This window comes from Pleomorphomonas sp. JP5 (assembly GCF_023721815.1).
Lineage (GTDB): Bacteria > Pseudomonadota > Alphaproteobacteria > Rhizobiales > Pleomorphomonadaceae > Pleomorphomonas.
The window spans coordinates 688,953-701,473 of the sequence record NZ_JAMDLI010000008.1 but is presented as its reverse complement, the minus strand read 5'-3'; the positions used below and the strand labels follow the sequence as shown (position 1 = coordinate 701,473).

11 protein-coding genes are annotated in these 12,521 nt (G+C 62.3%); 7 read left to right on the top strand and 4 right to left on the bottom strand.

Going from position 1 to position 12,521, the window contains the following annotated elements; genetic code table 11:
* Nucleotides 1–2 precede the first annotated feature (2 nt).
* The 6 genes from M4J40_RS14520 (at nucleotide 3) to M4J40_RS14495 (ending at nucleotide 6,123) form a co-directional block, all read left to right on the top strand.
* A complete protein-coding gene (locus M4J40_RS14520; protein WP_251754898.1) occupies nucleotides 3–1,505 on the top strand; it encodes a sugar ABC transporter ATP-binding protein in 1,503 nt (500 codons plus the stop codon).
* Nucleotides 1,506–1,542: 37 nt separating this feature from the next.
* Nucleotides 1,543–2,550 carry an ABC transporter permease gene (locus M4J40_RS14515; RefSeq protein WP_251754897.1) on the top strand — a complete coding sequence of 336 codons (1,008 nt, stop codon included), beginning with the start codon at nucleotides 1,543–1,545 and terminating at the stop codon, nucleotides 2,548–2,550.
* Between the two features lie 80 nt (nucleotides 2,551–2,630).
* Entirely contained in the window at nucleotides 2,631–3,587 is a 957-nt protein-coding gene (locus tag M4J40_RS14510; RefSeq protein WP_251754894.1) for a sugar ABC transporter substrate-binding protein, read from the top strand.
* 228 nt (nucleotides 3,588–3,815) lie between these two features.
* Nucleotides 3,816–4,526, top strand: coding sequence for a 3-keto-5-aminohexanoate cleavage protein (locus M4J40_RS14505; RefSeq protein WP_251754893.1), 711 nt, complete (start codon nucleotides 3,816–3,818; stop codon nucleotides 4,524–4,526).
* A 64-nt stretch (nucleotides 4,527–4,590) separates the two neighbouring features.
* Nucleotides 4,591–5,007: a VOC family protein gene (locus tag M4J40_RS14500; protein ID WP_251754891.1), complete on the top strand. Its 417-nt coding sequence runs from the start codon at nucleotides 4,591–4,593 to the stop codon at nucleotides 5,005–5,007.
* Nucleotides 5,008–5,124: 117 nt separating this feature from the next.
* Nucleotides 5,125–6,123: a Gfo/Idh/MocA family protein gene (locus M4J40_RS14495; RefSeq protein WP_251754890.1), complete on the top strand. Its 999-nt coding sequence runs from the start codon at nucleotides 5,125–5,127 to the stop codon at nucleotides 6,121–6,123.
* Nucleotides 6,124–6,205: 82 nt separating this feature from the next.
* Here the strand turns inward: M4J40_RS14495 and M4J40_RS14490 are convergent, their stop codons facing one another.
* The 3 genes from M4J40_RS14490 to M4J40_RS14480 all read right to left on the bottom strand — a co-directional run bounded on the left by M4J40_RS14490 (nucleotide 6,206) and on the right by M4J40_RS14480 (nucleotide 10,682).
* Nucleotides 6,206–7,555: a gluconate:H+ symporter gene (locus tag M4J40_RS14490; protein WP_251754888.1), complete on the bottom strand. Its 1,350-nt coding sequence runs from the start codon at nucleotides 7,553–7,555 to the stop codon at nucleotides 6,206–6,208.
* Between the two features lie 215 nt (nucleotides 7,556–7,770).
* The gene (locus tag M4J40_RS14485; RefSeq protein ID WP_251754887.1) at nucleotides 7,771–9,747 is read right to left on the bottom strand and encodes a YjhG/YagF family D-xylonate dehydratase; all 1,977 of its coding nucleotides are present in this window, start codon (nucleotides 9,745–9,747) and stop codon (nucleotides 7,771–7,773) included.
* A gap of 26 nt (nucleotides 9,748–9,773) precedes the next feature.
* The gene (locus M4J40_RS14480; protein WP_251754886.1) at nucleotides 9,774–10,682 is read right to left on the bottom strand and encodes a dihydrodipicolinate synthase family protein; all 909 of its coding nucleotides are present in this window, start codon (nucleotides 10,680–10,682) and stop codon (nucleotides 9,774–9,776) included.
* 328 nt (nucleotides 10,683–11,010) lie between these two features.
* Here M4J40_RS14480 and M4J40_RS14475 point away from each other — a divergent pair, with 328 nt between their 5' ends.
* Complete coding sequence (locus M4J40_RS14475; protein ID WP_251754884.1) at nucleotides 11,011–11,763, top strand: IclR family transcriptional regulator; 753 nt, start codon at nucleotides 11,011–11,013, stop codon at nucleotides 11,761–11,763.
* 98 nt (nucleotides 11,764–11,861) lie between these two features.
* Here the strand turns inward: M4J40_RS14475 and M4J40_RS14470 are convergent, their stop codons facing one another.
* The gene (locus M4J40_RS14470; RefSeq protein WP_251754882.1) at nucleotides 11,862–12,449 is read right to left on the bottom strand and encodes an NADPH-dependent FMN reductase; all 588 of its coding nucleotides are present in this window, start codon (nucleotides 12,447–12,449) and stop codon (nucleotides 11,862–11,864) included.
* Nucleotides 12,450–12,521 lie beyond the last annotated feature (72 nt).

The window sequence follows — 12,521 nt, the reverse complement described above, 5'->3', positions numbered from 1 at the left end:
CGATGCAGAAAACTCTTCTTGAGGTCAGAAACATAAGCAAGTCGTTTCCGGGCGTGAAAGCGCTCGAGGACGTCTGCTTTTCTGTGAAGGAAGGCTCGGTTCACGTGCTGTGCGGCGAAAACGGCGCCGGCAAGTCGACCTTGATGAAGATCATCAACGGCATCTACCAGCCCGATGGCGGCGAGACGCTGATCAAGGGTGAGAAGGTGGAGATCACCTCTCCCATCCGCGCCGGCGAACTCGGCGTTTCGATGATCTTTCAGGAGCTGAACTACACGCCCGAAATGACCATCGAGGAAAGCCTGTTCGCCGGGCGCTGGCCGAAGAAGAGCTTCGGGCGGATCGACTGGAAGGCCATCCGCCAGCGGACGCTCAAGCTTCTGGAGCAGGAGAACCTTCCCTACGATCCGGAAATGAAGCTCAAGGACCTTTCGATCTCCAACCTTCAGATGCTGGAAATCCTGAAGGCGATTTCGCGAGACGCCGACATCATCATCATGGATGAACCGACGTCGTCCATCACGAACAAGGAAATCGAAATTCTCTTCGAGAAGATCGCCGATCTTCGCGCGCGCGGCAAAGGCATTGTCTACATCTCGCACAAGATGGACGAGATCTTCCGTATCGCCGACGAGATCTCGATCCTGCGCGACGGCAAGGTCATCGAGACACGGCCGAAGGATCAGTTCGACATCGACTCGGTCATCTCCCTGATGGTCGGCCGCGCGCTCGGGCAAGGGTATCCAAAGGAGGAGCTTCCGGTCGGCGACGTCGTGCTGGAAGTGGATGGCTTCAGCGGACCGACGGGCTTCAGCGACGTCTCGTTCAATGTCAGGAAGGGTGAAATCGTCGGCTTCGCTGGCCTTGTCGGTGCCGGACGTACCGAGGTGATGCGGGCACTGTTCGGGCTCGACGAGCGGTTCGGTGGAACCGTCAAGGTGCACGGTGCTCCCGTCAGGGTTCGCAACGTCCAGGACAGCATCCGCAATGGCGTGGTGATGTTGTCGGAGGATCGGCGGCGTTACGGCATCGTTCCGATCCGCGACGTCAAGGAGAACGTGACCCTGGCCTCAATGGACCAGTTCTTCCAGAAGGGTCGCCTGAACGCGAGCAAGGAGAGAAGTCGGGTCGAGGAGATCTGCAAGAAGATCAACGTGAAGATGGCATCCATCGATGTACAGGTCAGCACCTTGAGCGGTGGAAACCAGCAAAAGGTCGTCCTGTCCAAGTGGATGCTCCAGGACCCGGACATTCTCATCCTCGACGAACCGACGCGCGGCATCGACGTCGGCGCGAAGTTCGAGATCTACAAGCTGATGACCAACCTCGTCAAAGAGGGGAAGTCGATCATCATGGTTTCCTCCGAACTCCCGGAACTGATCGGCATGTGTGACCGCATGTACGTGATGGCAGAGGGGCGGATAACAGGCGAGCTCGACAGGGCCGAGTTCTCTCAAGAAGCAATCATGCGCTACGCGATGAACATGACCAGGAAAGCGGTCTGATCGCTAACTGGCCGACGAGATGCAAAAGGGGCGGAAAATGAACAACCTGATGACGAGGGAGAAGTGGCAGACCATCAAGTCGCGATACTCCATTTACTTGGTTCTTATCGTGATGATCATCGTCTGCAATCTGCTGAACGAGAACTTCCTCTCGCCGCGGAACCTCTCGAATATCTCGGCTCAGATCTCCGTGACGACGATTCTGGCCTTCGGAGAGACGATCCTAATCATCGGCGGCCTCCTGGACCTTTCCTGCGGCTCGGTGCTGGCGCTGGCGGGCGTCCTGTCCGTCTATGTCTTCAAGGAAACGGGCTCGCTGTCTCTCGCCTTCGCCGTCGGTCTGATCGTCGGCGTGCTCTGCAACTTCGTCAACGGCATCCTTGTCCGACGCTTCAATATTCCGGCCTTCATCGCCACCCTGGCGATGATGACGGTGGCGCGCGGCATCGCGCTTCTCTTCACCAAGGGCCAGAACCTCTACCAGATCGGCGATTACGTCTGGTTCGGGCAGGGCAAGATCGGCTTCGTTCCGCTGCCGGTCTTCTTCATGATCATCGTCGGCATCGTGACCTGGTACATCCTCGGTCACACCAGCTTCGGCCGCTCGCTCTACGCTGTCGGCGGCAATGAAGAGGCAGCCCGGGCTTCCGGCATCAACGTCGGCCGGATCAAGATCGGCGCCTATCTCATCAACGGCGCGTTCGTCGGCCTTGCCGGCATCCTGCTGATGGCCCGCACCAACGTCGGCGCTCCCAACGCGGGTCAGGGCTACGAGTTCGAGGCGCTGACCGCCGCCATCATCGGCGGAACCAGCTTCTCCGGCGGCCTCGGAACGGCCGGTGGAACCCTCGCTGGCGCGTTCATCGTCGGCTTCCTCAACAACATCATGAATTTGACCGGCGTCGACTCGTATCTGCAGCAAGTCATCAAGGGCGGCATCATTGCCCTGGCTGTCGGTTACGACATGTGGGCCAAGGTCAATCGCACCCGGAAGACCCTGGGTGCAGCCAAGCTACCGAATGAGCGAAAGGAGGCAAAAGCTTAGTGCGTTCGCTTTGGAGGAAACGCGGGGCTTACGTCGATCGATAGACGCCCCATCAAGCAGATATCTTGGAGGAGATACAAATGAAGTTCATGAAATCCATCCGCACCGTTACGGCTGTGGCCGCCCTGTGTCTGGCCGCGACGACGGTTGCTCAGGCTGAGAACTACAAGATTGCCTTCATCGCCCGCGCCCAGGCGGACTCCTTTGCCGCCTGGCTGGCCAACGGCATCATGGACGAAGTCAAGAAGTACCCGGACATGACGGTCGACGTCATGGACGCCCAGGCTGACGACGCCAAGGAGAACGCGTTCATCGAAAACGCCGTCGCCAACAAGTACGACCTGATCATCGTCCAGCCGAACAACGGCGAAGCTCAGCGTCCCTATGTCGAGCAGGCCGTCAAGGATGGCGTCAAGGTCATCACGACGAACGCTCGCATCAAGGACATCCCCGGCTCGTCGTCTGTTGACGCCGATCCGTATGAGCAGGCTGCCGTGAACGCCCGTCTGGCGCTCGAGCAGGTCCCGCAGGGCGCCAGCGTCGTCGTGCTGAACGGCCCGTCGGGCAACATGCACGCCGACATGCGCCGCGATGCCTGGCAGAAGGAGTTCTTCGACAAGCGTTCGGACGTGAAGATCGTCGGCGAGCAGATCGCGCACTGGAACAAGGAAGAAGCCATGCGCTTCATGGAGGACTGGGTCCAGGCCAACGACAAGATCGACGCCGTCGTTTCCATGAATGACAACATGGCCGCCGGTGCCCTGGAAGTCGTCAAGGACGATCCGAAGTTCGACAAGATGCTCGCCTACGGCGTCGACGGCACCGCCGAGGCCATGCTGCTGATCCAGGAAGGTCGCATGACCTCCACGGCGCTGCAGAACGCCTATGACCTCGCTGCCAAGAACATCAGCGTCGCTCACGACCTGCTGACCGGCAAGATCGAGCAGATCGACACCGACATCGACTGTCCGCTGGTGACCAAGGACAACGTGGCCGAGTTCATCGAGATCCACAAGAAGTCGGGCGCCATCAAGTAATTGATGGATTGATCGACCGACTGGGGCGGGACCGTCTTCCCGCCCCTTTTTTTGTTTGGATTCCTCTGGAAGCCGGCCAACCGTTCGTCCCGGCGAAGAGCGTCGTTCTCACGCTGGATACCGGCTTGCGCCGGGGTGGCGGTGAGCTTTCTGGCATTGCTGACGATTTGAGGTCACATTTTCTGTTTGAAATGTCGAGCCTGCCGTCTCGATAGAATGGAGACCCCGATGATCGTTCAGGCTTGCATCAACGGAGCCCGCCCCTTCGACTATCATCCGGCCTTGCCACTGACGGTCGAGGCCATGGCGCGAGACAGCGCCGCTTGTGTCGCCGCAGGAGCGGCCGAGATTCACCTTCATGCCCGCGCCGCCGACGGTCGCGAAAGCCTCGCGGCTGTCGATGAGACGATCCGCCTCGTGCGGCGTGCCTGTCCGGGGACGCTCCTCGGCGTGTCCACCGGCGCCTGGATCGAAAATGATCAGCGCCGGACGCGAGACTACATCGCCGCCTGGCGGGTGCTGCCGGACTACGCTTCGGTCAACCTGTCCGAGCCGGATTCCCCGGCGATCATCGACCTATTGCACGGCATGGGTGTCGGCGTCGAGGCTGGGCTGGCGAGCGTCGATGACGCCAAGCGGTTCGTTACCCTGCGGGACTGTCGCCGCGTTCTGCGCATCCTGATCGAAATCGAAGAGCAGGAAATCGAGACAGGGGAGACTGCGGTCGATGGGATCGTCGCGATTCTCGGCGAGGCGGGCGTGGCCCGGCCGATCCTCCTCCATGGGGTCGATGCAACTGTCTGGCACTTCGTCGAGCTGGCGCGGCGGCGTCGGTGGTCCACTCGCGTCGGCCTGGAGGACGGTTGCCGCCGCGCTGCGGGCGAAATGGCCCGCGACAACGCGCAACTGGTGACGGATGCCGTCAGGATGATGCGATAGTCTCGGAACTGAGGAGAAGGGCTTCGCTCATGAACGGAGGGCGGTGCCAAGCGAGGAGCGAAGCATGATTCTGCATCGAGGCCGGCTGATCGACCATGTTCAGCTGAGGGCCAGGGACTTTCCGGCAACGGCGAAGTTCTACCGCGCAGTGCTCGGGGCTCTCGACTGCCCGCTTCTGGCGGACGACGACTGGCATATCGCCTGTGACGAACTCTGGATCGACGCCTTGGGAGAGGACGAGAGCGAGGCGACGCACGTGCATCTGGCGTTCCAGGCCGGCGACCAGGAGGCGGTCAAGCGGTTCTATCAGGCAGGGCTCGCTGCCGGCGGCCGCGATAATGGCGGCCCAGGGATAAGGTCGTATCACCCCGGCTATTACGCAGTCTTCCTGTTCGATCCGGATGGCAACAACGTCGAGGCCGTCTTCCAGGGGGCAGCCCCCCGCTCGGCGGCTTCGGTCGAGATCGACATTGGCGTGTAGCCCTTCTCGCGGGCCTCGACCTTTTGTCAGATTAATGCGAGGTTCACCCGAATGGCGTTCGGTGAAGGCAATCGGTCTGCCGATGCGCCCTGAGGAGCTGAAAGGGAGAGGCAGTCCATGGCCAAGTTACGTTGGGGCATTCTGGCAACCGGCTGGATCGCCGATCTTTTTGTGCAGGATCTCCTCGACAACGACATGGAGGTGGTGGCGGTCGGCTCGCGGTCCATCGAGAAAGCGGTCGCTTTCGCCACCAAGCACGGCATTCCCCGCTCGCACGGCAGCTACGAGGCGCTTGCCGCCGATCCGGAAGTCGATGTCGTCTATATCGCGACGCCGCATCCGTTTCACGCGAGCGCGGCCGAACTCTGTATTACCGAGGGCAAGCATGTCCTGATCGAGAAATCTTTCACGCTGAATGGCGCCGAGGCGCGGCATTTGCTGGCCTTGTCGCGCAAGCATGACGTCGTCGTGCTCGAAGCCATGTGGACCCGCTTCCTGCCTCACATGGTGCGGCTGCGCGAGGCGCTGGCCAGCGGCATGATCGGCGAGATCCGGACGCTTCTGGCAACCCATACCCAGGACTTGCCTGACGACCCGAGCCACCGACTCAATGCGCTGGAGCTCGGCGGTGGCGCACTGCTGGATCTCGGCATCTACCCCATCTCCTTCGCCTTCGACATGTTGGGGCAACCGTCAACGGTTATTGCTTCGGGGCGCCTCAAGTCCACCGGCGCCGACGCCGAAGTGTCGACCATGTTCCGCTACCCGAATGGCGCCTCTTCCATAACGGTGTCGGCCAGCGATGCGCCGGGCGCCAACAGAGCCGAGATCAACGGCACCGAGGGCCATGTCGAGATTGACGGCGTCTGGTACACGCCGACCAGCTTCCGGATCTATGACAGTCAGAAGAATCTGCTTGAGGAGTTCAAGCCTGCCGACATGAAGGGGCGTGGCATGCACTTCCAGGCCGTGGAGCTGGAACGACTGGTCGCTGCGGGCGAGCGGACCAGTCCCATCTTGCCGCTCGAACAGAGCGTTGCCATCATGGAGACGCTCGACGATATCAGACGGCAGATCGGGGTGGTCTATCCCGGCGAGGCGCGCGTCTCCGTCTAAGTGGCTGTTCTCTAATAAGAAACGGCGGTCGCGACACTGGCTTGTCGCGGCCGCCCTTGCGTTCAGATGGCGTCGTTCGCGGTCAGGCGACGAAGCCTTCGAGGAGGAGAACGCCGATCAGGCCGAGCACAGAGACAATGGTGGACAGAACCGTCCACGTCCCGAAGGTCTCCTTCATCGACAGGCCGAAATACTCCTTGAACATCCAGAAGCCGGCGTCGTTGACGTGGCTGCAGACCGCCGATCCGGCACCCGTCGCGAGGGTCACCAGGGCGAGGTTGACGTTGTGCGTCGCGAGCATGGGAATGACCAAGCCTGCGGTCGAGATGGCTGCGACCGTCGCTGAGCCGAGGGAGATGCGCAGAAGTGCTGCGACGCCCCAGGCGAAGATCAGCGGCGAAGCATTCGTGCCGGCAAACAGCTCGGCAACATACTTGCCGACGCCGCCATCGATCAGCACCTGCTTGAAGGCGCCGCCGCCACCGATGATCAGCAGCATCATGCCGATGTGGCTCGCCGCCGAGGTGCAGGACGCCATGATGTCCTTGACCGGGATGTTGCGCCTAGCGCCCATGGTCCACATGGCGAACAGGAGCGACACAACCATCGCCACGGAGGCGTCGCCCACGAGGCGGATGATTGCGAAGGCCGAGTTGTCGGCGAGGCCGGCCTCGCTGCGGATCACGGCGATGATGGCCGCGGCCGACATCATGATCACCGGCAGCATGGCGGTGAGCACGGAGATGCCGAAGGCGGGCGTCTTTTCGAGGTCGAAGCTCTTGAAGGACCCGATGGCGTCGAGGTCGGCTTTCTTGGCAAAGCCCGACGGCACGATCCGCTTGGCGATGGCGTTGTAGATCGGACCGCCGATGATCACCGCCGGAATGGCGATCATGATGCCGTAGACCAGAACCTGGCCGATGTCGGCGCCATACTCGCCGGCGATGACCGTCGGGCCGGGGTGCGGCGGCAGGAAGGCATGGGTGGCCAGCAGCGCGGCGCACATCGGCACGCCGAGGTGCAGCGGAGACAGCTTCATCTGCTTGGCCATGGTCAGGACGATCGGCACCAGAAGCACCAGGCCGACCTCGAAGAACAGGGCGATGCCGATGATGAACGAGGCGACGACCACCGCCCACTGCACGTTCTTCTCGCCGAACTTCTCAATGAGTGTGACGGCGATGCGCTGCGCGCCGCCGGCGTCGGAGATCAGACGGCCGAGCATGGCGCCGAGGCCGAAGATCAGGGCGATGTGACCGAGCGTGCCGCCGAGGCCACTCTCGATGGACTTCACCACCTTGTCGAGCGGCAGGCCAAGAGCAAGCGCGACGCAGAAGGAGACGATGATCAGCGAAACGAACGTATTCAGTTTCAGCTTCATGATCAGGAGCAGCAGCAGCACAATGCCGGCCACGACGATGACTAAAGGCATTTCTCTTCCCTTGGTTTGGCTAGCGATACCGGCCATGCCGGCGAAGACAACAGTCCACCCGCTCCGGATCGGCATGTCGCCGTTCCAGTGCCTATGGTCCGTCGCGTTGTTCGGATGGACGACCAGCCCCCTCGGCCGCCGTGCCCTCCACATGCCGGCTATAGCGCCAGCAGTTTTATGGAGAAGAGACGCTGCCGCCTCTTCTCCGGTTTTCGTCAGCTGTTCTTGGCGGCCAGTGCGGCGCGACCGGCTTCCAGCACTTCGATGATCTTGTCGGCGTCGTAGACGCAGCCCTGCCAGGTGCCGCCGCTTGCCGCCTGCAACGCCGCCCAGAGACGGGTGTCGTCGGGCAGTTCGGCCTGCGGCGCCAGATCCGGGTGCGGTTGACGCGCGGCCAGGATGGCGGCGCCTTCCTCGGCGGTGGCTGGCGCTTCCTCGGTGCCGAGGAAGTTCAGCGAGCCCGTCAGCTTGCGGCAGTCGACGATCATCTCGACGATGTCGCCGTCACGCAGCTTGCCGATGGGGCCACCGGCCAGCGCTTCCGGTCCGACATGGCCGATGCATGCGCCGGTGGACACGCCGGAGAAGCGGGCGTCGGTGACGAGCGCCACGTGCTTGCCGTAGGAGAGGTGCTTCAGCGCGGAAGTGACTTGGTAGGTCTCTTCCATGCCGGTGCCGGACGGCCCGGCGCCGATCAACACCATCAGATCGCCGGCGACGATCTTGCCGGACTTGATGGCGTGGATGGCATCGACCTCGGAGACGAAAACCTTCGCCTTGGCCTTGTGCCGATAGACGCCGTCCTCGCCGATCACCGAGGGATCGATGGCCGTCGACTTGATCACCGAGCCTTCCGGCGCGATGTTGCCGATCGGGAAGGTGATGGTGGAGGTGAGGCCACGGGCCGCCGCCTTGGCGGGCGGCATGATCACGTCGTCTGGGCTAACGCCGTCCTGCTTTTCGAGCATTTCGCGGAAGCGGCGGCGGCGTTCGGACGTTTGCCACCAGTCGAGGTTGGCGCCCAGCGTTTCGCCCGTCACGGTGAGGACGTCGAGATTGAGCAGGCCGAGTTCACGCAGGTGGAGCATTACTTCCGGCACGCCGCCGGCCATGAAGGCGCGAACGGTGGGATGATAGACCGGTCCGTTGGGAATGACACTGACGAGGCGCGGCACGCGACGGTTCACCGCCGTCCAGTCCTCGACAGTGGGCATGGGCAGTCCAGCTGCATGAGCGATGGCCGGCAGATGCAGCAACAGGTTGGTCGAGCCACCGAAAGCGGCATGCACCACCATGGCGTTCTCGATCGCCTTGGACGTCACGATGTCCTTGGTCGTGATGCCCCGTTCCTCGAGCTGCAGCACCGCTCGCGCGGACTGGCGGGCAACTTCCAGCCACACCGGCTGGCCGGACGGAGACAGAGCCGAGTGCGGCAGGGCAAGGCCGAGACCCTCGGAGATGACCTGCGACGTGCCGGCCGTGCCGAGGAACTGGCAACCGCCACCGGCCGATGCGCAGGCGCGACAGCCGAGTTCGCTGGCTTCGTCCAGCGTCAGCTCGCCGTTGGCGAAACGGGCGCCGATAGTCTGCACCTTGCCCGCGTCTTCGCCCTTGGTCGGCATCAGCGTGGCGCCGCCGGGAACGAGGATGGTGGGCAGGTCGCGCTGGGCGGCCAACGCCATCATCAGTGCCGGCAGGCCCTTGTCGCAGGCCGCAAGGCCGATGACCGCCTTGCGCACTGGCGTCGAGCGGATCAGCCGACGGAAGACGATGGCTGCGTCGTTGCGGTAGGGCAGGGAGTCGAACATGCCCGTGGTGCCTTGCGTGCGGCCGTCACAGGGATCGCTGACGTAAGCGGCGTAGGGAACGCCGCCGGCCTTGGCCACCTCGAGCGCCGCCGCCTCGAACTGAAGCGGTGTCTCATAGTGGCCGGTGTGCAGGCCGAGGGCGATCGGCTTGCCGTCCGCGCCACGGATGCCGCCGGTAATGCCGATGACCAGCACTTCCTTGCCGTTCAGCTTTTCCGGTTCCCAACCCATGCCGGCGTTGAGGGTCATGCCGAAAATGTCGCCGCTCGGGCGGTTGATCAGCATGTCCGGCGTCAGCGGCAATTTGCCGGCGGGGCCGGGAGCATTGGTTGCCGCGACATAGACGGCCTCGTTGCTCTCGTCGTAGATTTCCTTGATGGACATTGGGCCTTCCTCCGACGGTTGGTTGGTTATTTGACGAGGCCAGCCTGCTTCAGCAGATCGGCTAGGCGGGCCAGCTTGTCGGCGGCCAGCGGACCGGCGGGCGGCAGGCAGTAGGTGGAGATGTCGAGGCCCGTGAGGCGCATCGCTTCCTTGACCACGTTCACGAAGGGCGTGTCGAGACCGTACATCGACGGAAGGCGGATCAGGCGGCTGTGCAGCTCGACGGCCTTGGCGAAGTCGCCGGCCCGGAAGGCCTTGTAGATGCCGATGGAAAGCTCCGGCGCGAAGTTGCCGCTGGCCGAGATGACGCCGGCGCCGCCGAGCATCAGTGTGGTCAGCAGGTGGTCGTCATAGCCGGCGAGAACCTGAAAGCCGGGCTGAACGGTGCCGACGACGTTGATCATCTCGCGGATATGGCCGATGGAGTCGATGGTCTCCTTGATGCCGACCACATTGGGCGCGGCCTCGACCACCGACTTCACGAACGCCGGCGTCAAGTCCTGACCGGTCAGGAAGGGGATGTTGTAGAGCAGAACCGGCAGCTTGGTGGCGCCGGCGATGTCGGTGAAGTAGTTGAGAAGGCGCGGCTCGGTGACTTTCCAGTAGGACGGATTGACCGCGACGATGCCATCGGCGCCGATGGATTCGGCGTGGACGGCGAGCTCGACGGCTTCGCGCTGGTTGTTGGAGCCGACGCCAATGAGCACCTTGGCCCGGCCGGCGGTCTGCTTCACGGCGAACTCCGCCACAGTCTTCCGCTCGGCGGTCGACATCTGGGAGAACTCCCCGCCGGTGCCGCACATGAAGAGGCCATCCACACCGGCGGCGATCAGCTTCTCGATCACCAGCGCCTGCCCCTTGGGGTCAAAGACGCCCGCCTCGGTAAAGATGGTCGACACCGGCGGAATGATGCCTTCGAAACGCGTCTCTGCCATCGGAAACTCCTGAGCCTCATGTCTAGGCGTTCTACATTATAGAACGATGTTTTATAATGTCGTACGTTAGCGATGGCTACGGGGTCGGTAAATCCGGGATGCTGTGTAGGCAAAGACCCGCATCCAATGGGTTTCTATGGAGACGAGCGGCTATGGTGCTGTATGTGAAAGGTAATTCCGGAAATCTCTCACAGGAGAAGGCATCGGTACTACCTGCCTGGCTGGTGCCCTGGCCTGTTTTCCGCGCTTGGATTGTGGTCGCAGGCGCACTAATCGAACTGAAATCAAGAATCGCAGGACCGCGATCTGCCGCTGGAGTTGCCGTGAGATGCCGTTGATTCAGGCCGTGGAGCGTGCCCTTAACATTCTCGACCTCTTCAGCGAGCAGAAGGTTGAACTCAACCTTGCCGAGATCAGCCAGCTGACCGGGCTGCACAAGAGCACCCTCCACTCGCTTCTGAAGACACTGCAGGCCCAGGGCTATATCGAGCAGACAGAGTCCAACGCCCCATATCGGCTTGGCGTGAAGCTTCTCGAACGCGGCTACCTCGTTCAGCGCTCCCGCGACTTCATCGCCATTGCGCGGCCCTTCCTCGAAGAGCTGTCGGAAAGAACGGGCCAGACGGTTCATCTTGGCGTGCTCGACGGCAAGTCGGGCGTTTACGTCGACAAGGTCGAGGGCACGCGTTCGATCATCGTCTACTCGCGGATCGGCCGGCGCATGCCGATCCACACGACGGCCATAGGCAAGGTTCTGCTGGCCTTTCAGTCGCCTGCCGTCATCGGCAGGACGCTCGATGGCTACGACTTCGCAACCGCCACCGAGAACACCATTACCGAGCGCGGAGCGTATGAAGCGGCGCTCGCCAAGGTGCGCACGGATGGCTTTGCCGTCGATGAGCAGGAAAACGTCCGGGGGTGCCGCTGCGCCGCCGTTCCCGTGTGGGGCCACGACCGAAAGCTGGTCGCCGCCATCTCCATTTCGACGGTTGTCGAGAATGTGTCGTTGGACGAGTTCAAGTCGTTCATCGAACAGTTGAAGATCACCGGTGCCAGCGTGTCGCACGACCTCGGCTACTGATTGGTGATATGGGAAAACGAAGCTGCCGGCCGCCGAGCTGACGGCCGGTGGCTTTTGAGTACGTCCAAGGCTGGATCATCTCCAGGTGCGCCAGGGCCTCAGCCGGCTCTCGCCGCCTTTGTTGCCTTGGCCCACCAGACCAAATCGTCGAGCGCCGCCTTTGCGGAGGGCAAAAGGTTGGCCTCGATATCCTCGATGGGCTTGTTCGCTCCCATCGGCGATACGGCCATGAAGTCACCGCCGCCGATATGAACGGCGCTGCGGGTCGGAACCATCTGCAACTCTATGCCAATCAGGCGCAGGTGCTCGATGGCTCGTGCTGCCCCCAGGCCACCATAACCGATGGCGGTGAACGGCTTGCGATTCCACTCTATGTAAGCCTGATCGAGAGCGTTCTTGAGGGCGCCCGTGATCGAACGATTGTACTCGGCAACGACGAAAATATAGCCATCGAAACGGGCGATGGTCTGCTGCCAGCGGGTCGCTGCCGGATCCTCGCTGGGCATCCACAAGTTCGATGCCTTCTCGGCAAAGAACGGCAGCGCATAGTCCCGCAGGTCGACAAGCTCGACCTCCATGTCTTCCCGGGCCTGGGCTTGCTTGAGCATCCACTGTGCCGGCTTGTCGGCGAAGCGGGTGGGGCGCGTGGATCCGATGATAAGGGCGATCCTGGGCTTAAAAGACATGGTGGCCTCATCTATGTTCGTATTAATAGGTACCTACCTTACAGCTGATGCGCGCTCCGACAAGGGGCACCT